We start from the raw sequence: 20,647 nt of genomic DNA, 5'->3' as shown, positions 1-20,647 counted from the left end.
TACCATTTTGGGCGGGATCAATTTTATTTAGGGAATCAATATGCGAGACATTCTCACTTAGTAGACATGCTTTAAGGATGTTTTGTGCTGTAGCTTTATGGCTTAAGTTTTTCTTGATGTCGTGATTTTTCAATACCGAATAGCAATGTGGATCGTGCAGGAACGACGTGCTCACTATATGAGTACGGTTTGGTAAGCACTTACCGGATCATGCTAAGTCATATGAAAAACTTTAATGAGCACTAGTAGCAGCTCGTGCTGCTTCAATGAGAAGATATTGTCGCCAAGAAGGAGTTTCGGCTTGGCTAGCATGAAAAAGAATTTCTTCGAGAAAAAGTTTCTCTTCGGTAGTAATAAAATTTTGTGCGCTTGCCGCATCGGTAATCTGCGCAGATTCGGTAAAGCTATAACCTGCCTCCGCTACGAGGTCGTCGCTGAGGAGTTGTTGTAGCTGGGAAGCAGATTTGGTGTGGGTGCTAATAAGCGAAGTAATTGTGTCTTCGTTGTCGCTATAACTCAGCGCAACACCTAAGCCATAAATTGTTGCGTGGTGTCGCTGTAGTAATGCGGTTGCAGCTTCTGTTTCTGCATCGGTGAGTGTGATGTTAGCTGGGAGTTCAGGAATTGTAGCGCCAAGTGATGCTAGATGCACAAACTGGGTAGCAACAATACCCATGGATTCCTGCGGGATACTATCGACAGAAGTGAAGATTCTGGTGCTGGACTCAGTGATGTTATGTGCTGGAGTTGTAGCGGTTTTGATGGCACAAGAGTCAGGTGTGGAACCATCTTCGTGGTGTCCACATAAGCGAAGAATTTCTTTTTCCAGGGTTGCAGCATCTTCGGCTCGGTCGATGCCTTGTTCCGTGTTGGCTACCGCATCGGAATAGATAAGCGAGAGGGTGGGATCGGCGGTCGGGCCATGGAGTACACTACAGGAGGCGAGTGCGAACGCGGACAGAATGAGGCTGAAGACAGGTTTCATAACGCTTGCTACTTTATCGTGAATGCGCGGTGGTGCTGTAGCACACGCTAGGCTTGCAGGTATGGCATTTCCATCGAATTTAGATATTGAGGCAATAGTTTTACCGATTATTACCCGTTATGGATTAGATCTTGAAGGGATTAAAGTCTCACGGGCAGGGAAAAAATCTGTGGTTGCCATTGCAGTTGATGGTGATCAGCGGGTTGATTCTGATCGGATAGAAATTCTTTCTGGAGAGATTTCCCAGGCGTTCGATAAGGCCGAAGAAAATGGTGCCATAAACTTTGGGCCTGGTTACACCTTGGAGGTGGGAACTCCCGGAGTCGATCAGCCATTGACTAAGCCAAGACATTGGCGACGCAACCGTGGTAGGAAAATAATTCTTTCTTCCGGGGTAGGGCGCATTGGTGCGCTTGATGATACCGAAGAACGCGTGATTATTATTCGTCGAGTTGCTAAGAAATTAGTTGTGGATCCAGTTGAATTGGTGTCAGAGCTGGGTGCAGTGGTAGATATTGAATTCGCAAAGCCAGCAGCCGATGAGTTGGAGCTGGCAGCAATGTCATTTGATGAAGCCATTTCGTGGCGAGAGGAAAATAAGTGAATATTGATGTTTCGGCGCTCAAAGATATTGAGTCGCAAAGTGGGATCGCCGTTGATGATATGTTGGCTGTGATCGCACAAGCATTATTGCGTTCGTATCTTGAGTTTAAAGAAGCACCTGAACAAATCCCTGTTCGTGTTGATATTGATTCGGTAACAGGTGCAGTAAGTGTCATCGTTAGCGAACTTGATGATGACGGAACTGTGGTTTCTGAATATGATGATACTCCGTCGAATTTTAGCCGTATCGCAGGTACTGCAGTTCGGGAGGCGACGCTGCGAAGGATGCGAGAAGGTGAGGTTCGCCAAGCCTATTCGGAGTATTCGGAATACACTGGCCAAATTGTCTCTGGGGTAGTTCAAGCTGATTTTGCGGCAAATGAGCGCGGCATTGTTGTTGTGCATTTTGGTTCGGAAAATGATGGCCAGGATGGTGTGATTATTCCAGCCGAACAGATCCCGGGTGAGAAGTTTTCTCATGGCGATCGAGTCAAAGCATATGTGGTGGAGGTCAACCGTAATGAGCGTTCGCTGCAGATTAATCTTTCGCGTACCCACCCAGAACTGGTTCGTCGTTTGTTTGAATTAGAGGTGCCAGAAGTAGCCGATGGTTCGGTGGAGATTGTTTCTATCGCTCGTGAAGCTGGGCACCGCTCGAAGATTGCCGTGCGAGCAACTGTAAAAGGGCTTAACGCTAAAGGAGCATGTATCGGTCCACGTGGTCAGCGTGTGAATAATATTATGCGGGAGCTTGGCGGCGAAAAGATCGACATTATTGATTTCGACGAAGATCCCGCAAAGTATGTTGGGAATGCTTTAGCTCCATCGAAGGTTGTTAAAGCTGTCATCACTGATGAAGAAGCTCAAGCCGCACAGGTCACAGTTCCGGATTATCAGCTTTCACTTGCTATTGGCAAAGAAGGCCAGAATGTTCGTTTGGCAGCGCGTCTTACCGGTTGGAAGATTGATATCCGTTCGGACGCTAGCTAAATAATTACCAATTAGGACAAAAAATCGCGTACACTGGTGCGTTGTCCAACAAGGGAGCGTCATGCCAGCGCAGTGTCGCATGAAAACATGCATTGCTACTAAGCAGCGTTTACCTGAGCATGAATTGTTGCGGGTTGTCGCCGACCACGGTAACCCGTCGATTATTCTTGCCGACCCAGCAAGAGTTCTTCCTGGTCGGGGAGCGTGGATTACTGCCACGCTTGCGGCGTTGGAACAAGCAGAAAAGCGTCATGCATTTGCACGGGCGCTGAAAGTGTCTGCTCCGGTAGATACAGGTCATGTACGAAAGTACCTAACTGATAGGAAGACCGAACACTGATGGTAAGCACACGATGAAGCATCAGCGATGAACGTCAATGTAACTACGGTGGAGGCACGCGCATAACGGGCGGCCTCCTCCAAAAAACACGAGGAGAGAAGTGCCCGGAAAGCTACGTGTACATGAGCTTGCAAAGCAACTCGGTGTAACAAGCAAGGAACTACTCGCAACCCTGAAAGAACAGGGTGAGTTTGTTAAAACTGCATCTTCAACCATTGAACCACCAGTGGTTAAGAAGATGAAGCAGCATTATGGTCAAACTGAGGAAGCAAAGCCTGCGCCAGCTAAAGCAGCAGCACCTCAGCCACCAAAGCCGGCTGCTGCTAAGCCGGCAGCGCCAAAACCTGCTGCTGTGAAACCACAAGCGCCAAAACCAGCCGCACCAAAGCCGGCTGCACCTAAACCAGCAGCGCCAAAACCTGCTGCTGTGAAACCACAAGCGCCAAAACCAGCCGCACCAAAGCCGGCTGCACCTAAGCCACAAGCAGCGAAACCAACACCTTCCGCAATGCCTAAACCACAGGCACCAAAGCCGCGGGTAGCAAATAACCCATTTTCTACCGGTTCTCAGGCTCCACGACCAGGTGGCGGTCCTCGTCCAGGAGGTAACCCACGTCCTGGTCAGCGTCAGCAACGCCAAGATCGTGCCCCGCGTCCTGGTCAGCGTCAGGAACGCAGTGGTAATTCTCAGCCGTCGCAAGGTGGCGGACGCCGTCCATCTCCAGCGATGATGCCATCAACACCTTCGCCAGGAGCAATGCCATCGCGTTCAAATCGCGGAGGTCGCCCACAAAATAATCAGGGTGGCGGTGCAGGAAACTTTGGCGGCGCTAACCGTGGTGGTGGCGCAGCAGCACGTGGTGGCCGTCGCGGCGGCACCGCAGGTGCTTTTGGTCGCCCAGGTGGCGCACCACGTAAGGGACGCAAGTCGAAGCGGCAAAAGCGCAATGAGTACGAGGCAATGCAAGCACCAAATGTTATTGGTGGTGTGCGCCTTCCCGATGGTGGTGGCATGACGATTCGTCTTGCCCGCGGTGCATCATTGTCCGATTTTGCAGAGAAGATTAATACCGATGCCGCAGCTTTGGTACAGGCTCTGTTTAATCTTGGCGAGATGGTTACAGCAACTGCCTCGGTTAATGAAGAAACCTTGCAGCTGCTCGGTGAAGAAATGAACTACAAGGTTGAGGTCGTTTCTCCAGAGGACGAAGATCGCGAACTTTTGGAATCTTTCGACTTGCAATTCGGTGAAGACGAAGGCAATGAAGAAGATCTTGCTCAGCGTCCACCAGTAGTCACTGTGATGGGTCACGTTGACCACGGTAAGACTCGTCTTTTGGATAGCATCCGTAAGACTAACGTTGGTGGCGACGAAGCCGGTGGTATTACCCAGGGTATCGGCGCTTACCAGGTTAATGTGGATGTTGACGGTACTTCCCGCAAGATCACCTTCCTTGATACCCCAGGTCACGAAGCCTTTACGGCTATGCGTGCTCGTGGTGCTAAATCTACTGATATTGCGGTTCTTGTGGTCGCTGCCGACGACGGTGTTATGCCTCAGACGGTGGAAGCAATCAACCATGCTAAGGCAGCTGATGTGCCAATCGTGGTTGCCGTGAACAAGATTGATAAGCCAGGTGCATCGCCGGAAAAGATCCGAGGCCAGCTTACCGAGTATGGCTTAGTGCCAGAAGAGTACGGCGGCGATACCATGTTTGTCGATATTTCGGCGAAGCAGAATATCAACGTTGATGGCTTGCTTGAGGCTGTTCTTTTGACAGCTGATGCTAGCCTTGATCTACGCGCTAACCCAGATATGGATGCCCAGGGTGTTGCTATTGAAGCTCACCTGGATCGTGGCCGTGGCCCAGTGGCAACTATTATCGTTCAACGTGGTACATTGCGCGTGGGCGACTCTGTTGTGGTTGGCGATGCCTATGGACGCGTGCGTCGTATGGTCGATGAATTCGGTCATGATGTTGCCGAAGCTGGCCCATCACGACCAGTGCAGATGCAGGGTCTTAATGGCGTGCCAGGTGCTGGCGACAATATCCTGGTTGTTGAAGATGACCGGGTTGCTCGTCAGATTGCTAGCCAACGTAATGCTCGTAAGCGTAATGCTTTGGCTGCAAAGACACGCAAGCGCGTTTCCCTGGAGGATCTGGATGCAGTGCTTAAGGAACACTCCACCCTTAACCTCATTCTTAAAGGCGATAACGCTGGTTCCGTGGAAGCCCTGGAAGAAGCACTGCTTAAGATTGAAGTGGACGACGAGGTTCAGCTCAACATCATCGATCGTGGTGTTGGTGCCGTAACTCAAACCAACGTTACCTTGGCTGCTGCATCTGATGCCGTGATCATTGCGTTCAATGTTCGTGCCGAAGGCAAGGCTACTGAAAGTGCTAATGCTGAAGGCGTGGATGTTCGCTACTACACGGTTATCTACCGTGCAATCGAAGAGGTTGAAGCAGCTCTTAAGGGTATGCTTAAGCCAATCTACGAGGAGCGAGAGGTTGGTCGTGCCGAAATTCGTGCGATCTTCAAGGCTTCCTCTGTGGGACTTATTGCAGGTTGTATGGTCGAGTCCGGTAAGGTTCGTCGTAACGCAATGATCCGTTTGCTGCGCGACAATGCCGTTGTTGTGGAGAAAGCAACAATTGAGTCGCTACGACGCGAAAAAGACGATGTTACCGAGGTATCGGCTGGCTACGAGTGCGGTATGGTACTGAGCTATCCAGATATCCAAGTTGGTGATATTGTGGAAGTATTCGAACAGGTCGAAGTCCCTCGTGACTAAGAGCTAGAAAAAGAGACCGCGGTGTGCACTAACCACCGCGGTTTCTTATATAGAAAGGAAAAACTGAGATGAATGCTCGTGCCGGTAGGCTTGCTAAGCGCATCCAGACTATCGTTGCGACGGCTATTGAACTACAAATCAAAGATCCGCGCATGGAATATATAACGGTTACTGATACTCGTCTTACTGGTGATCTACATGATGCCACTGTTTTTTATACAGTGCGGGGTAAAACTCTCGACGATGCCCCAGATACTGAGGCGGCGGCGGAAGCACTCCATCGCTATAAAGGTCAACTACGTAAAATCGTTGGTGATCAACTAGGGGTACGGTTTACTCCTACGCTTTCTTTTGAGCTTGATACCGTTCCAGAATCTAGTGCACATATGGAACGTTTATTAGAACGTGCCCGACAGCGCGACGAAGAATTGGCTCAATTGAAAGAAAACGCTACGCCCGCAGGAGATGAAAACCCATATAAGGATTAGTAATGCTTGATTGGACCCCGGCAACTGCACGAGTAGATAAGACACAACGAATTGTCATTGTTGGGCATATTAACCCTAATGTCATTGGTAGCGTGTGTGCGTTGGGGTATGTGCTTTCATCTTTTGGTAAGCAGGTGCACGGGGTCATTGGGCAGCGAGAAGTTTTCGCTACTTTATTGTTAAGTATCCTTGGAGTACCACAGATTGAGTGCGTCGATAAGCTTTCAGAAGCTGATCTAGTAAACGTTGTTGATTATGGTGCACCTTTGCGAACAGGATTGTTAGAAACAGAGATTCTTCAGCGACCTCATCAAGTGATGATGTTTGATGATTATCGTTTCAACCAAAGTTTTGCTGACTCTAACATGATTGGCGTAGTCCTTTTGCAGCTAAGCACACACACTATTGGTCAGTTTCAGGAAGTTAGTACACAGGTAAAACACGATATTATTCGCAGACATTCCCATGATGCAGTAGAAAAATTGTCGGATACCTTTGACGGTGGTGGACAGGTGTGTGCCGACGAATGCATACTTGATGGCTCTTATGAATATGTTCGAACTATTTTTTCATAGCGGTAAATAATGTACGTTAATGCCCGAAAAATTCTGTCGCTTAGCCTTCCTGCTCTTGGTGTTTTAATAGCGACACCACTATTTCTACTTTTTGATACCGCCGTCGTAGGTCAGCTTGGTGCCTATTCTTTAGCTGCGCTAGGTGCTGGCTCAACTATTTATGCAATGGTTACCGGACAGTTAACCTTTATTAGCTACGGCACCACAGCACGTGCTTCGCGTAAATATGGAGCCGGGGACAAACAAGGAGCTATTGAAGAAGGTGTGCATGCCACGTGGTTGGCATTATGTGTAGGTAGTGTATTAACGCTTACTATCTATACTTTGGCGCCTCAGATTACTAGCTGGTTAGCCAATAATGATGAGGTCGCTCAGTTAGCTACTTCCTGGCTGCGTATTACCTGTTTTGGTATCCCATTAATGCTTATTGTTATGGCGGGAAACGGTTGGCTGCGTGGTATTCAAAATACGCAGTTACCTTTGTTGTTTACCCTAAGCGGTATTGTTCCTGGAGCGATATTAATACCGATTTTAGTTAATAGACTTGGAATTATTGGTTCGGCCTGGGCAACACTAATCGGTACGCTCATTATGGCTATCTGTTTTGTAAGCTACCTGGTATATCAATACTCGGGTTCGTGGCGCCCGGATGCAAAAATTATGCTCAATCAACTCATTTTAGGAAGAGATTTGATTGTGCGATCGCTGTCGTTTCAAATAGCAATTTTAGCTGCGGCAGCAGTGGCCGCGCGTTTTGGGCCAGAATCTTTAGCGGCACACCAGATTGCATTACAGCTGTGGAATTTTATTACTCTGGTGCTTGATTCGCTAGCTATTGCAGCACAAACTCTTACGGGGGCAGCCTTAGGTGCTGGGAGTGCAGTATTAGCTAGAGAAGTAGGTAAGAAAGTTATTGCTTATTCGATGAGCTTTGCCTGCGTATTGGCAATAGTTTTTCTGCTAGGAAAGGGTTTTCTTCCTCAGATTTTTAGTTCAGATCCTAATGTGGTTATGCAACTTCAGTCTCTTTGGTTTCCTTTGATCGTTATGATTGCTGTGGGCAGCATAGTATTTTCTATTGATGGTGTCCTTTTAGGTGCAGCTGATGCGGCCTTTTTAAGAACCATTTCTGTGCTTGCCATAGTTATAGGTTATTTACCTGGGGTATGGTTGGCCTGGTTAAGCGGTTCAGGTCTTGTTGGCGTGTGGTGGGGAATCCTCGCATCGTTAGTGATTCGGTTGTTAGCGGTTGCCTGGAGGTTCCAATCAATGCGGTGGGCTAGGGTAGAAGCGTGACTACGACTCTTTGGGCTGTTGCAGATTTGCATGCTGCGGTTAAAGCAAATACCGCGCGTATTGATGAAATTCAGCCGCGTGATCCTTCTGATTGGCTGATCGTAGCTGGTGATGTTGCTGAGCGAACAGAGTTGGTTATTTCGATATTGAATAAACTACGCAAACGTTTCGCAAAGGTTATTTGGGTGCCAGGCAACCATGAACTTTTTTCCCGTTCAACAGATCGCTATCAAGGTCGCGCCAAATATGATGAGTTAGTAGCAGGATGCCGCAAAATTGGTGTGCTAACCCCAGAAGATCCCTACCCGATATTTCATGGGATTACCATTGTTCCACTTTTTACCCTTTACGATTATTCTTTCCGTCCACAGGGCACCACGGTAGAAGAAGCAATTGCTCAGGCGCGGGCGAAGCAAATTATGCTTACCGACGAGTTTGCTATTGCTCCTTTCGTCGATATTCGGGGATGGTGCTGGGATCGCTTGGCTTATTCCATTAAGCGGCTTAGTCGGATTAGTGGACCAACGATTTTGATTAATCATTGGCCATTAGTAGTAGAGCCGATTAATTATTTACGCTCCCCTGAAATCGGCTTATGGTGTGGTACGCGTCATACGCGACATTGGGCACAGCGATATAACGCACAAGCAGTCATTTATGGACATTTGCATATGCCAAGTGAAATCGTCGTTGATGGAGTAACCCACTGTGAGGTTTCCTTGGGGTATCCAAAAGAGTGGCGAGTCCATGGAGATAAGCAACCGTGGCCATATCCAGTAATGGAGGTGGACTGATGCTTAACGCATTGTTATTTCCCGAAGAGGCCCGTTTTTTTACCTTGCGTACCGAAGGTATTGATTTAAGTCGGTTTAATGATCTACATCCGTTGGAAAAAGTTTTAGTTACTCATGCAGTGGATGCCCGAAAAGCAGAATTTGGTGATGCACGGTGGTGCGCGCATAAAGCATTAGAACTATTAGGTCGAGATACCGGTGAACCTATTTTGCGTGGCGAACGGGGTATGCCGTTATGGCCAGCAGCGGTTTCAGGTTCTATGACTCATACTGAAGGGCTGCGCGCGGCAGTTGTCGCACCGAGGCTTATCGTACGATCAATGGGACTTGATGCTGAACTTGCCGAACCAATGCCAGAGGGAGTCCTAAGCTCAATTTCTCGACCAAGTGAATTGCCGCAGTTAGAACGACTGAATGAAATTCCTGGAGTTAAATGTGCTGACCGGCTATTATTTTGCGCTAAAGAAGCCACCTATAAAGCATGGTTTCCCCTTACTCATAGGTGGCTAGGTTTTGAGCAAGCCGAGATTGAATTGCGTGACGACGGCAGTTTTATTTCGTATCTATTAGTTCGCCCAACACCGGTTCCTTTTATTGAAGGACGTTGGCTTATAAAAGATGGATATGTTTTTGCTGCGACAACGGTTAGAGCGTAGAAGGACGGGCGACGAAAATCGTCGATAAGCGCTTTCCTTTTTCGCGTACTAAAGCAATGGATTGTCCTGTCGGATTAACTGCTACCGCAACTTCTTTGAGCCCGCGCGGAGAGAGCCATTTGCCCATAGCTAAATCTGCTGCCTCAGATTCCGATACCGCGAGTACCGGGTAATTGCGTTGTAATGCTTGATCTAGGCTTAAACTCAGTCGCGGGTTATCGGCAAGCTCATCTAAAGTAAGCGCATCATTAAGGTGGTACGGACCAACGCTAGTGCGGCGCAGGCTGATCAAGTGACCGCCCACCTTAAGATCAGCACCCAAATCACGTGCAAGTGAGCGGATATAGGTGCCAGAGGAACAATCCACCTGGACATCAATATCGAGGAACTCTTCACGTCGAATGCCCGTAATATCAAAGCGTGACACAGTTACTGGTCGGGCAGGAAGTTCTACTTCTTGACCTTCACGGACTAACTGGTGGGCGCGTTTGCCATTAATTTTAATTGCGCTCACCGAGCTTGGCCGCTGCATGATTTCACCAGTGAGTTTTTTAACACCAGCTGTGATCTGTTCGTCAGTAATATGCAGTGCATTTGTGCTGTGCAATACCTCGCCTTCAGCATCATCAGTGGTGGTAGTTATGCCGAGACGGATGGTAGCTGTGTAACTTTTGGTGGCAAGGCGCATATGGGCAAGAAATTTTGTACCACGCTCAATACCTAGAACCAGTACACCGGTTGCCATCGGGTCAAGGGTTCCTGCATGTCCGATTTTGCGGGTATGAAAAATGCGTCGTAGACGGGCGACAACATCATGGCTGGTCATATCTTGTGGCTTATCGACGATAATAAGTCCGGATGTTGCTAGAGGATCAGTCATAAGAGCAGTCTAGCGGGAAATAAATACAGTTCTAATTAAGAGAACCTGTAGTGGAAGTGCGGTTGAGAATATTTGCTTTTATAACTGGACATATTCACGCTATCGCCATACAAGAGTCTGGGTAGATTTTTCTGACACTTACTGCCAGCTAGTAGTTCAATCTGAATATCAAGTATGTTTATGGACGTGGATATCTGGCATGGACTCGACGATGTACCCCAAGATTTTGCGGCCTCTGTGGTTACTATTGGTGTCTTTGATGGCATACATCGAGGTCATCGACTTTTAATTAGCGAAGCCACTCAGCGTGCTCGTAGTTTGGGGGTGCCATCGTTATTATTGACCTTCAACCCACATCCATTGGCTATTTTGCGCCCGGATCATATGCCGCCGATGCTTGGTAGTGTCGCACAGCGCGCTGATCTAGCAGAAGAACTTGGTGTTGATCATATGTTAGCGCTTAATTTTACTGCGGATCTTTCCCGGAAAACCCCGGAAGAGTTTTTCCATGACATCGTGGTAGGAACTTTAAAAGCCAAGGCTGTTGTGGTGGGGGAGAATTTTACTTTTGGTTTTAAAGCAGCAGGAACTACCGCTACGTTACGTAAACTATGTGCTGATAATTCAGTAGAGTTAACCGTCGTACCATTATTGACTGAAGATGACACGGTAGTTTGTTCCACATTTATTAGAAATGCATTGACGCAAGGTAATATTCGCCAGGCTAATTGGGCACTTGGGCGAGAATTTTCGGTTAAAGGTGAAGTAGTTCGTGGTGCTGGTCGCGGAGGCAAAGAACTCGGCTTTCCAACAGCTAACCTTTATTTCCCGGATAGCGTAGCTCTGCCGCGTGATGCAGTATATGCAGCCTGGTTTACTGTGGTCTCTGAAGCGCCGATTGATGGCGATATACAACGTGGGGTACGTTATCCAGCTGCGGTGTCAGTTGGCCATAATCCTACTTTTGGTGACGAGCGCCGTAGCGTGGAAAGTTATGTAATTGATCGTGATGCGGACCTTTATGGGCACACCGTGGTAGTCGAGTTCGTTGATCATGTACGTGATATGGAAAAGTTTTCTGGAGTCGAAGAACTTCTTGATGCCATGGCGCGCGATGTCGAAAACACTCGCCAAATCTTAGGAGTACAACGGTGACCAAGAAGGTTATTCTTGATTTAGACACCGGTATTGATGACGCTCTTGCTCTGGCATATACCTTAGGCTCAGAGGAATTAGAACTTATTGGTATTACTACCACATATGGAAATATCACCGTCGAAGACGGTATCCGTAATGATCTTGCTTTGCTTGATCTTTTTGGTCATCCTGAGATACCTGTTTATGCTGGCGAACCTCATGCCCTAGCAAAACAAGGTTTTGAGGTTTTAGAAATTTCTCAGTTCATTCACGGTAAAAATGGCATCGGTGATGTCACTATTCCAGATTCCCATCGACAAGTAGAAAAACTACCTGCGGTGGATTTTCTTATTCAAGCAGTTCATGAATATGGCGATGAGCTAATTATCGTGCCTACCGGAGCGATGACGAATATTGCGGCAGCAATTACTAAAGATCCTACTTTTTCCCATAAAGCACATATTGTGTTTATGGGTGGTGCGTTAACTGTTCCCGGCAATGTTAGCCACTGGGCAGAAGCAAACGTTCATCAAGATCCCGAAGCTGCAGACATTATGGTGCGTAATATAGCCGATATCACTATGGTTGGTCTTGATGTTACGTTGCAGACTTTGCTGACTACTCAAGAAACTAGCCAGTGGCGAGAATTGGGAACCCCAGCGGGAATTTTTCTTGCTGATGCAACGGACTACTATATTCGAGCCTATGATACTACCGCGCCGCATCTTGGTGGTTGTGGACTACATGATCCGTTAGCAGTAGGTGTTGCCGTTGACCCCAGCTTGGTTCAATGCATAGAAATGAATCTCAAAGTAGAAACCGCTGGCGCTACCAGGGGTAGAACTATTGGTGATGAAACACGTCTTAATGATACACAGAAGAATGCCCGTGTTGCTATCGGTGTTGATGTATCCCGCTTTTTAGCAGAGTTTATGCTTCGGGTAGGGCGCGTTGCACAGAGGCGATAATAACTGCTAAGCTTCTTAAGGTTTCTCATACTGTGGTCTGTAGCAGTTGAGAAGTGGGGCGTCGAGTAAAAATCGGGGCAACAATTTTGAAATACAGACTGAAATATATCAAGGAGTTTTACTCATGGCTTTGAACAGTGAGCAGAAGAAGTCCATTTTGGCCGAGTATGGCCTTCACGAGACCGATACCGGTTCTCCTGAGGCACAGGTTGCATTGCTAACCAACCGGATCAATAATTTGACTGAGCACTTGAAGTCTCATAAGCATGATCACCACTCTCGTCGTGGTCTATTGCTTCTGGTGGGTCGCCGTCGTGGCCTTTTGAAGTACCTAGCTAATAACAACGTTGATCGTTACCGTGACTTGATCGCCCGTTTGGGTCTGCGTCGCTAAGTTAAAGCTATGAAAACCCGCTACCACATATGGTGGCGGGTTTTTTCATGCTAAACTGCATAATCGTTGCAAAACATTAGAGTTTAAGACGGCACCGATGACCGTCGCCCCCAACGTCACAAAGAGGAGACGTTTCTTTGAGCAACGCCAATAAATACATCGAATTCATTGAAGATACCGAATTCGGAGTCACAGAGGCTATCGCCACCATCGATAATGGTGATTTTGGTACTCGTACCATACGTTTTGAAACCGGTCAGCTGGCCCGTCAAGCAGACGGTTCTGTCACAACTTATCTTGATGATGACACCATGCTGCTGGCTACCTGTACAGCTAGCAGTCAACCCCGCGAGGGATTTGATTTCTTTCCACTGACCGTGGACGTAGAAGAACGCATGTACGCAGCCGGTAGAATCCCAGGTTCTTTCTTCCGTCGTGAAGGTCGTCCATCGACTGAGGCGATTTTGGCCTGCCGTCTTATCGACCGCCCCTTGCGTCCCACCTTTGTTAAAGGACTGCGCAATGAGGTCCAGGTAGTAGTCACTGTTATGTCGATGAACCCAGAAGATTACTATGACGTAGTTGCCATTAATGGTGCTTCGGCAGCGACTCAGCTATCTGGTTTACCAGTTTCTGGTGCTGTCGGTGGTGTGCGTATGGCACTTATTGCTGATGATAAGCACCCAGAAGGAACTTGGATTGCTTTCCCTAACCACGAGCAGCATGAACAAGCTCTTTTTGAGCTAGTAGTTGCAGGTCGTTTGGTAACCAAGAAGAAGGGTCGTAAGACCACTACCGATGTCGCCATTATGATGGTTGAGGCCGGTGCTACTTCCACAGTGGTGGACAAGGTTGTTCATGGTGCTCCAGCTCCGACTGAAACTGTTGTTGCTGAAGGTCTAGAGGCCGCAAAGCCGTTTATTGAAGTTTTGTGTAAAGCACAAGAAGGCCTAGCACGCCGTGCGGCAAAAGAAGAGCAGGAATTCCCGCTCTTCCCACCATATTCTGAGCCAGTTTATGAGGCTGTGGAAAAGAAAGCAGCAAAGCGACTGCGCAAGCTTATGACCATCAAGGATAAGCAAGAGCGCGATGAAGCAACCAATGTGTTCATGGAGGAAGTTGAACAACAGCTTCTAACTACTTTTGATGAAGAAAACTCTGCTAAAGAGATCCGTGCTGCTTATAACGCGGTGATGAAGAAGATTGTGCGCCAAATGATCTTACGCGATCACTTCCGTATCGACGGTCGTGGCGTAACTGATATTCGTGATTTGGCGGTTGAGGTTGATCTTATTCCTCGTGCTCATGGTTCTTCACTTTTTGAGCGCGGTGAGACTCAGATTATGGGTGTTACCACTCTTGACATGCTCAAGATGGAACAGCACGTTGATTCATTGACTCCTACTGATTCAAAGCGCTACATTCACCACTACAACTTCCCACCATATTCTACTGGTGAAACCGGTCGAGTGGGATCTCCTAAGCGACGCGAAATCGGCCATGGTGCACTTGCAGAACGCGCAGTGATACCAGTGCTGCCTTCCCGCGAAGAGTTCCCTTATGCAATCCGTCAGGTCTCTGAGGCATTGGGCTCCAATGGCTCAACTTCAATGGGCTCTGTGTGTGCATCGACTATGTCTTTATATAATGCGGGCGTGCCGCTGAAGGCACCAGTAGCTGGTATTGCCATGGGCTTGGTTTCTGATGAAGTAGATGGCGAAACTCGTTATGTAGCCTTGACCGATATTTTAGGTGCCGAAGATGCTTTCGGTGATATGGACTTCAAGGTAGCTGGTACCGCTGACTTCATTACCGCATTACAGCTGGATACTAAACTTGATGGTATTCCTTCTGAGGTGCTTGCTCAAGCTCTAGATCAGGCGAAGACTGCTCGTCTGACTATTTTGAACACTATGGCTGATGTTATCGATACCCCAGATGATATGAGCCCACTAGCACCACGGATTGTATCGGTGAAGGTTCCTATTTCTAAGATCGGTGAGGTGATTGGACCTAAGGGTAAAACCATTAACCAGATCACTGAGGAAACCGGTGCGGATATTTCCATCGAAGAAGACGGTACCGTGTATGTATCGGCAGTCGGCGGTGAAGCTGCGGAGGCGGCGATTGAAAAGATCAATGCTATCGCTAATCCACAACTGCCAAAGGTAGGGGAGCGTTTCTTAGGTACTGTTGTTAAAACTACTGCTTTTGGTGCCTTTATTTCGCTTATCCCAGGACGTGATGGCTTGATCCACATCTCCAAGCTTGGTGGCGGAAAGCGCATCGAGAAGGTTGAAGACGTGGTCAATGTTGGCGATAAGATCGAGGTAGAAATCCTCGATATTGATAATCGCGGCAAGATTTCTTTAGGGCTTGTTGCTGAAGAAAGCTAAAAATGTGGCAGAATGCCCCTAGGAAGGAGATCCTTCCTAGGGGTTTATTCGTATCTTAGTGCGTCAATAGGATTCATCTTTGCGGCTTTATTCGCCGGGTAGTATCCAAAGAATAAACCGATGCCTAGAGAGAAAAGCAGCGCAACGACGATACCGGTTATTGGTGGGAATACTGCAAGGCCAATTAATTTTGCTCCTAGTATCCCTAGCGTACTACCAAGTACAACACCAATAATGCCTCCGATAAGGCACACAATCATAGATTCAACTACGAATTGTTTGCGGATATCTTTGCGTCGAGCACCGAGTGCTTTGCGTACACCGATCTCTCTGGTGCGTTCGGTAACAGTAACCAACATAATGTTCATAACGCCGATACCACCGACTAGTAGGGAAATACCAGCAATCGCAGAGATAGCAAGGCTAATTGTTTGTAGCTGTTTGCTAAAACTGGCAGCCTCTTGTCGGAAGTCCAGAACTTTACCAGTAAATTCATTGTTGTCGGCGTAGATTTCATCAAAGAATTTTTGTAGCTCGACCTTGAACGTAGAAGGATCTGTCGTTTCTAGAGGGCGGATAGAGATACTATCCCATTTTAGTTCCGAATTAGAGATATCTGGTTCTACGGTGTACGGGAAATAAAATTCCGGTGGGTCTTGGAAAGAAATAACACCTGATTGCTTTTTGGGCGCATACACTCCGATAATGGTGAAACTTCCGTATTCGCCGCTGGAGTTTTGCAATTCAATATCTTTGCCTAAAGCGGCTTGTGCATTGCCACCAAAGAGCTCATTAACCGTAGTTGGCGAAATAACTGCCACGTTTGCGGCAGCATCAATTTCATCTTCGGTAAAAAAACGTCCCGTCTGAAGTTTGACTTTTTTGATAGTAAAATAGTCGAGATTTACCCCACGAGCAGTTGTTTTTTCTTCTTTATCATCATCATTGCTCAGTGTCACAGTGTGCGAGCTATTATCACCAATAGAAATACCGGTTATCTGAGAGCCAAGAGAAGAGTCTTTAATACTATTAATAATTTCTGGGGTGATCTTTGAATCCTTATCGACAGGAGTTGAAGAATAAAGATAGGCATAGGGATCGTCGCTTTCTTGTGCTTCCCGAGAAATCACCTGCACAGTGAAATCATTAATACCGGATTCCGCTAATGATTGATTTGTTTGGGAGCTCAGTGAACGACCCAAGGTCAAGATCGCAATAACTGAAGAGATACCAACAATAATGCCTAATAGGGTAAGCAAAGAGCGCATTTTATTGGTGCGCAAACTCGATAGCGCTAGCCGGATGGCTTCAAGATAATTCATATCAGCGCTCCCTCTTGTAAATGTCCATCGACCATAGTGACTGTTCGAGAAGTTTCCGCAGCAAGCTCAGGATTGTGAGTAATAAAGACAATAGTTTTACCTAGATCACGGTTGAGATCGTGGAAAAGATCCATAACCATGCGGCCGGTAGAGGAATCGAGAGCACCGGTAGGCTCGTCGGCAAGCAATAATTTAGGATCATTAGCGAGCGCACGTGCAATAGCTACTCGCTGTTTTTGTCCACCAGATAGTTCTGCCGGGGTATGGGTCATCCGGTCTGCCATACCAACCTGAGCAAGTAATTCTGCAGCACGCTGCATACGTTGTTTACGCCCCATACCGGTGTACATCATGGGCATAGCCACGTTTTCTTGCGCAGAGATCCGGCCAATAAGGTTAAAGTTTTGGAAGACAAAACCAATATTTTGGCTGCGGTGATTTGCTAGTTGATCGTCGTCAAGCGCAAGTACATTTTCATCGGCAAAGTAGTACTCTCCTTGAGTTGGTCGATCAAGCATGCCGATGATATTCATCAGGGTTGATTTACCAGAACCAGAAGCACCAACAACAGCGAGAAACTCACCAGTTAAAACATTGAGGTTCACATTGGGCAGAATGGTAATTTCACCGGGGGTGCCAATATTAAATGTCTTGGTGATCCCATTGAGTTTAATAAGTTCTTCCATTATTGCGTCACCGTTGGGCTAAAGACCTGCTTACCAATTTGAGTGCGATGTGTTTCAGCATTGTTGAGTACTCGATCGCCTTCTTTAAGCCCGGAAGTAATAACAGTATGGGTACCCTCTGCAGCACCAGTTTTTACTTCACGCTCAGCAATAGTCATAGTGTTGCCTTCTGATGTTTCAGCGACAAGCACCTTGGTTGTGCCACTGTCTTCATAAATAGCTTTTGTTGGCACACTAATAGGTTGTTTTGTACTCTCCCCGGTGATACGTGTTTTTGCCGAGCTACCGATACGTAAACCTTCTTTATTACCGGTTACTTCAATTTCGATTGGGAAGGTAGGTTTTGCCGATGATGAGGAAGAAGAGGAATCAGAGCTAGCTGGCTTGTGTACAGCAACGGGGGAGATCAAAGAAACACGACCGGTGAATTCTTGATTGCCGGTTGCCGGGGTAGTAAAGCTAACCTGGTCACCAACTTTTACCTTTGCTAAATCTGATTCTTTGAGCTTAGCGCTGAGCTTGATCGTGGAGTCATCACCAACGGTAATCAGGGAACCGGAGGCTGGTTTGCCCTGTTCAGCTTGGATATCAGTAACTATGCCAGAAAATGGGGCCCGAATTTCTGAGGAGTTAATATCAAGACGCAGACGGTTGATAGTATTTGCTGCCGCAGCATCAGAGGTATTAGCACTGCGCCATGCCTGGTCAGCAGCACTTTGGTAGCTTTGAAGTTGTTGTTGGGAGCTAAAATCAGCAGCGGCAGCAGTAGTTTCTGCTTCCCGACGAGCCTCATAGGCACTAGCTACTTGCTGCTGGGCTTCGGCAAGTTCACGATCAATAGCAAGTAGAGATTCATTGTAAGCAGTTTGTGCTTCATTGAGGCCACGAACGCTAGCATTGAGTCGATTAACCGAATCGGCAGTAGCTAAACCAGAGTTGAGTACTGCTTGATCTTGGTTAGTGTTTTCTTGAGTTTGATTATCATTGTTGGTTCCACCAGTGAGGGCAAAACCTGCATTTGCACCTTGACGGACAACATCTAAGGTGGCAGTAATTAATTGATCGCGTGCGGTTGCCAGGGTAGCACCTTGTTGTCGTAAGTTGGTGTCATTGCCGGTATTAGCGTCGCGGAGCTTATTTTCAAAAGTACGCTGAGCTTTGTCATAGGCCTCAGAAGCGGTACGAATTCCAGATTGTGCAGAGTTAATACCACTGTTATAACCAGCGGCTAGCTGTTCACGATATTGATCTAATTGCAACTGTGCTTGCTCTGCTTGACCTAAGGCTTGGGCAAGTGCTTGAGCTTGACTAGCTTGTTGTGCACTCAGTTCGCGCTCAGCAGTAGAAGTGTCAATGGTGGCAAGAAGCTGCGAAGTAGTTACATTGTCGCCAACTTTGACTGCTAGGGAGGAAACTGGACCAGTGAGATGAGTATATAATGTGGCAGTTTTAGCAGGTTCAACGGTAGATTCAAGGGTTACCCGGCTAGTGGATTCACCAGTACCAATTTCGGTATAGTCGCTTGCTTGTAAAATATTGACTGAGCTGCCAAAGAAAGAACGCACGAAAGAGAATGCAGCAAAAAGAGCAATGATAGAGCCGATGGCTATTGCTGTAATAACCAGGGCTTTCTTTTTATTGGCCACAAGGGCTGACATATTGAATTCCTTTCGAATTTATTATTCTTTCTTAAAATAATCTGCCCCATGGTAACACAGCGTATAGGCCTTGTTACTGGGGAAACCCTGAATGTTTATAAGATTTCGCTACACTTTTAGGAAGTAAACATTTAAAAATATGAAAGTAGGGAGCATAATGAAAAAAGTCGGTGTCCTAGGTGCTCATGGTCGTGTTGGTCAGGCTGTTTGTGAAGGAGTATTGACCGCAGATGATTTGGAACTTGTCGCTAGATTAGATAGAGATGATTCTCTGTCGACACTTATCGATGCTGGTGCCGAGATTATCGTTGATTTCACTACTCCAGAGGTAGTCATGGATAACCTGGAGTATGTTCTTACACATGGTATTCATGCGGTGGTAGGAACCACCGGTTTTACTGCTGAACGCTTAGAAAAAGTACGGCAGTGGTGTGAGCAGGGAAAAGCAAACTGCTTAATTGCTCCTAATTTTGCTATTTCTGCAGTTTTAACTATGCACTTTGCTCAACAAGCTGCCCGCTTTTTTGATTCTGCTGAGGTAGTGGAGTACCACCATCCCAATAAGCTTGATGCGCCGTCGGGCACTGCTATCCACACTGCAGAAGGGATTGCGCAGGCTCGTCGCAAAGCAGGGTTGGGGGTACAACCAGATGCCACTACGCAGTCATTAAGCGGCGCGCGCGGGGCAAACGTGGATGGGGTAGCAGTTCATGCGGTACGAATGACTGGGATGGTTGCCCATGAAGAGGTTATTTTTGGTGCACAAGGTCAGTCGCTGACTATTCGCCAAGATTCCTATGATCGCACTTCCTTTGTGCCAGGGGTGCTTGTCGGTGTGCGAGACATTGAAAAGCATGCTGGTCTTGTTGTTGGGCTGGAACATTATCTCGATATCTAATGACTATTCAATCGAAATTATTGGTTGAACTCATTGCTGCGACAGATTTTCGCTTGCCGACGGATATTCAATGGCAAACCGATGCTGATGGTTCAGAGGCACTTATCGAGTTTGCTGGGCGTGCATGCTATGAAACCTTTGATAAACCGAATCCGCGTACGCAAGTGAATGCTAGTTATATTCAGCAGCTTATGGAGGTTGGCCATTTAGCATTACTTGAACACGCGAGTGCCACAATGTATTTGCGTGGCGTATCGCGTTTGGCAGCTCATGAGTTTATGCAACATCGGCATTTTTCTTTCTCACAATTAAGTCAGCGCTTTGTTTCGCATGATAATCAGCCGGTGGTTATTCCAGAGCTTATTGATGGTGATGAGCAACTGAAAAGACTCTTTTTACGAGCAGTTGACGAATCTCGCTTTGTTTATAATGAGTTACTAACATCACTTGATGAGCACCTTGTAGCGGAAACTAATGCGCTTCTGCGTAAAAAGCAGATATATCAGGCCGCGCGAGCTATTTTGCCTATGGCAATGGAATCACGGATGGTAGTTACTGGTAATTTCCGCACGTGGCGTCATTTTATTAGTATGCGAGCTACTGAGCACACCGAGATAGAAATTCGTCGCATTGCTGTTGAGTGCTTGAAAATTTTACAAAAACAAGCACCCGCAGTTTTTGATGATTTTGAAATCACCCAGCTTGCAGATGGCAGTGAAATGGCCTTAAGTCCTTATGCAATAGATTTTTAAGAGTTAGTTTATCGGGGTCAATTCCATCCCTG

At 47.1% G+C, this 20,647-nt stretch carries 20 protein-coding genes; 15 read left to right on the top strand and 5 right to left on the bottom strand.

What is annotated here, in order from left to right:
* Positions 1-232 precede the first annotated feature (232 nt).
* On the bottom strand, positions 233-985 hold the full coding sequence (locus UL82_RS06265) for a hypothetical protein (protein ID WP_046439734.1): 753 nt from the start codon (positions 983-985) through the stop codon (positions 233-235).
* A 61-nt stretch (positions 986-1,046) separates the two neighbouring features.
* Here UL82_RS06265 and rimP point away from each other — a divergent pair, with 61 nt between their 5' ends.
* The 9 genes from rimP (at position 1,047) to UL82_RS06220 (ending at position 9,524) form a co-directional block, all read left to right on the top strand.
* Positions 1,047-1,589, top strand: coding sequence for a ribosome maturation factor RimP (rimP, locus tag UL82_RS06260; protein ID WP_046441300.1), 543 nt, complete (start codon positions 1,047-1,049; stop codon positions 1,587-1,589).
* Positions 1,586-2,578: a transcription termination factor NusA gene (gene nusA / locus UL82_RS06255; protein ID WP_046439733.1), complete on the top strand. Its 993-nt coding sequence runs from the start codon at positions 1,586-1,588 to the stop codon at positions 2,576-2,578. The genes rimP and nusA overlap by 4 nt, the downstream gene beginning before the upstream one ends.
* A 61-nt stretch (positions 2,579-2,639) precedes the next feature.
* Complete coding sequence (locus UL82_RS06250) at positions 2,640-2,918, top strand: YlxR family protein (protein WP_046439731.1); 279 nt, start codon at positions 2,640-2,642, stop codon at positions 2,916-2,918.
* Positions 2,919-3,018: 100 nt separating this feature from the next.
* Positions 3,019-5,715: a translation initiation factor IF-2 gene (gene infB / locus UL82_RS06245; protein ID WP_046439730.1), complete on the top strand. Its 2,697-nt coding sequence runs from the start codon at positions 3,019-3,021 to the stop codon at positions 5,713-5,715.
* A 68-nt stretch (positions 5,716-5,783) separates the two neighbouring features.
* A complete protein-coding gene (gene rbfA, locus UL82_RS06240; RefSeq protein ID WP_046439729.1) occupies positions 5,784-6,203 on the top strand; it encodes a 30S ribosome-binding factor RbfA in 420 nt (139 codons plus the stop codon).
* A gap of 2 nt (positions 6,204-6,205) precedes the next feature.
* Positions 6,206-6,778 (top strand): DHH family phosphoesterase, encoded by a 573-nt coding sequence (locus UL82_RS06235; RefSeq protein WP_046439727.1) that lies wholly within the window; start codon positions 6,206-6,208, stop codon positions 6,776-6,778.
* A 9-nt stretch (positions 6,779-6,787) separates the two neighbouring features.
* Positions 6,788-8,074, top strand: a complete 1,287-nt coding sequence (locus UL82_RS06230; RefSeq protein WP_046439726.1) for an MATE family efflux transporter — start codon at positions 6,788-6,790, stop codon at positions 8,072-8,074.
* The gene (locus UL82_RS06225; protein WP_046439724.1) at positions 8,071-8,868 is read left to right on the top strand and encodes a metallophosphoesterase family protein; all 798 of its coding nucleotides are present in this window, start codon (positions 8,071-8,073) and stop codon (positions 8,866-8,868) included. The genes UL82_RS06230 and UL82_RS06225 overlap by 4 nt, the downstream gene beginning before the upstream one ends.
* Positions 8,868-9,524, top strand: a complete 657-nt coding sequence (locus tag UL82_RS06220) for a 4'-phosphopantetheinyl transferase family protein (protein WP_046439722.1) — start codon at positions 8,868-8,870, stop codon at positions 9,522-9,524. The genes UL82_RS06225 and UL82_RS06220 overlap by 1 nt, the downstream gene beginning before the upstream one ends.
* Here the strand turns inward: UL82_RS06220 and truB are convergent.
* A complete protein-coding gene (gene truB, locus UL82_RS06215; protein WP_046439721.1) occupies positions 9,514-10,404 on the bottom strand; it encodes a tRNA pseudouridine(55) synthase TruB in 891 nt (296 codons plus the stop codon). The two genes, UL82_RS06220 and truB, sit on opposite strands and share 11 nt — an antisense overlap.
* 180 nt (positions 10,405-10,584) lie before the next feature.
* On the opposite strand from truB, the gene UL82_RS06210 reads away from it, so the two are divergent.
* From UL82_RS06210 to UL82_RS06195, 4 genes are all read left to right on the top strand, one after another.
* Complete coding sequence (locus tag UL82_RS06210; protein ID WP_046439720.1) at positions 10,585-11,559, top strand: bifunctional riboflavin kinase/FAD synthetase; 975 nt, start codon at positions 10,585-10,587, stop codon at positions 11,557-11,559.
* Positions 11,556-12,509 (top strand): nucleoside hydrolase, encoded by a 954-nt coding sequence (locus tag UL82_RS06205; RefSeq protein ID WP_046439719.1) that lies wholly within the window; start codon positions 11,556-11,558, stop codon positions 12,507-12,509. Before UL82_RS06210 ends, UL82_RS06205 begins: the two co-directional genes overlap by 4 nt.
* A gap of 124 nt (positions 12,510-12,633) precedes the next feature.
* Entirely contained in the window at positions 12,634-12,903 is a 270-nt protein-coding gene (gene rpsO / locus UL82_RS06200; protein ID WP_046439718.1) for a 30S ribosomal protein S15, read from the top strand.
* 137 nt (positions 12,904-13,040) lie between these two features.
* Positions 13,041-15,299 carry a polyribonucleotide nucleotidyltransferase gene (locus UL82_RS06195; protein WP_046439717.1) on the top strand — a complete coding sequence of 753 codons (2,259 nt, stop codon included), beginning with the start codon at positions 13,041-13,043 and terminating at the stop codon, positions 15,297-15,299.
* A gap of 44 nt (positions 15,300-15,343) precedes the next feature.
* Here the strand turns inward: UL82_RS06195 and UL82_RS06190 are convergent, their stop codons facing one another.
* From UL82_RS06190 to UL82_RS06180, 3 genes are read right to left on the bottom strand one after another with little or no spacing between them, the layout of a single operon-like run.
* Positions 15,344-16,621, bottom strand: a complete 1,278-nt coding sequence (locus UL82_RS06190) for an ABC transporter permease (RefSeq protein ID WP_046439716.1) — start codon at positions 16,619-16,621, stop codon at positions 15,344-15,346.
* The gene (locus UL82_RS06185; protein WP_046439715.1) at positions 16,618-17,307 is read right to left on the bottom strand and encodes an ABC transporter ATP-binding protein; all 690 of its coding nucleotides are present in this window, start codon (positions 17,305-17,307) and stop codon (positions 16,618-16,620) included. Before UL82_RS06185 ends, UL82_RS06190 begins: the two co-directional genes overlap by 4 nt.
* Positions 17,307-18,965, bottom strand: a complete 1,659-nt coding sequence (locus UL82_RS06180; RefSeq protein ID WP_046439713.1) for an efflux RND transporter periplasmic adaptor subunit — start codon at positions 18,963-18,965, stop codon at positions 17,307-17,309. The genes UL82_RS06185 and UL82_RS06180 overlap by 1 nt, the downstream gene beginning before the upstream one ends.
* A gap of 154 nt (positions 18,966-19,119) precedes the next feature.
* Between UL82_RS06180 and dapB the strand changes: the two genes are divergently transcribed.
* Positions 19,120-19,863 carry a 4-hydroxy-tetrahydrodipicolinate reductase gene (gene dapB / locus UL82_RS06175; protein WP_126317171.1) on the top strand — a complete coding sequence of 248 codons (744 nt, stop codon included), beginning with the start codon at positions 19,120-19,122 and terminating at the stop codon, positions 19,861-19,863.
* Positions 19,863-20,615 carry an FAD-dependent thymidylate synthase gene (gene thyX / locus UL82_RS06170; protein ID WP_046439710.1) on the top strand — a complete coding sequence of 251 codons (753 nt, stop codon included), beginning with the start codon at positions 19,863-19,865 and terminating at the stop codon, positions 20,613-20,615. Before dapB ends, thyX begins: the two co-directional genes overlap by 1 nt.
* Positions 20,616-20,647 lie beyond the last annotated feature (32 nt).

Source organism: Corynebacterium kutscheri, assembly GCF_000980835.1.
GTDB lineage: Bacteria > Actinomycetota > Actinomycetes > Mycobacteriales > Mycobacteriaceae > Corynebacterium > Corynebacterium kutscheri.
The sequence above is the reverse complement of the archived record's forward strand: the minus strand, read 5'-3'. Positions and strand labels throughout refer to the sequence as shown.

Excerpts from the sequence above, each read along its gene's own strand:
- UL82_RS06265 (WP_046439734.1), bottom strand. The coding sequence starts at position 985 with ATGAAACCTGTCTTCAGCCTCATTCTGTCCGCGTTCGCACTCGCCTCC.
- rimP (WP_046441300.1), top strand. The coding sequence starts at position 1,047 with ATGGCATTTCCATCGAATTTAGATATTGAGGCAATAGTTTTACCGATT.
- UL82_RS06250 (WP_046439731.1), top strand. The coding sequence starts at position 2,640 with ATGCCAGCGCAGTGTCGCATGAAAACATGCATTGCTACTAAGCAGCGT.
- rbfA (WP_046439729.1), top strand. The coding sequence starts at position 5,784 with ATGAATGCTCGTGCCGGTAGGCTTGCTAAGCGCATCCAGACTATCGTT.
- UL82_RS06235 (WP_046439727.1), top strand. The coding sequence starts at position 6,206 with ATGCTTGATTGGACCCCGGCAACTGCACGAGTAGATAAGACACAACGA.
- UL82_RS06230 (WP_046439726.1), top strand. The coding sequence starts at position 6,788 with ATGTACGTTAATGCCCGAAAAATTCTGTCGCTTAGCCTTCCTGCTCTT.
- UL82_RS06220 (WP_046439722.1), top strand. The coding sequence starts at position 8,868 with ATGCTTAACGCATTGTTATTTCCCGAAGAGGCCCGTTTTTTTACCTTG.
- truB (WP_046439721.1), bottom strand. The coding sequence starts at position 10,404 with ATGACTGATCCTCTAGCAACATCCGGACTTATTATCGTCGATAAGCCA.
- UL82_RS06210 (WP_046439720.1), top strand. The coding sequence starts at position 10,585 with ATGGACGTGGATATCTGGCATGGACTCGACGATGTACCCCAAGATTTT.
- rpsO (WP_046439718.1), top strand. The coding sequence starts at position 12,634 with ATGGCTTTGAACAGTGAGCAGAAGAAGTCCATTTTGGCCGAGTATGGC.
- UL82_RS06190 (WP_046439716.1), bottom strand. The coding sequence starts at position 16,621 with ATGAATTATCTTGAAGCCATCCGGCTAGCGCTATCGAGTTTGCGCACC.
- UL82_RS06185 (WP_046439715.1), bottom strand. The coding sequence starts at position 17,307 with ATGGAAGAACTTATTAAACTCAATGGGATCACCAAGACATTTAATATT.
- UL82_RS06180 (WP_046439713.1), bottom strand. The coding sequence starts at position 18,965 with ATGTCAGCCCTTGTGGCCAATAAAAAGAAAGCCCTGGTTATTACAGCA.
- thyX (WP_046439710.1), top strand. The coding sequence starts at position 19,863 with ATGACTATTCAATCGAAATTATTGGTTGAACTCATTGCTGCGACAGAT.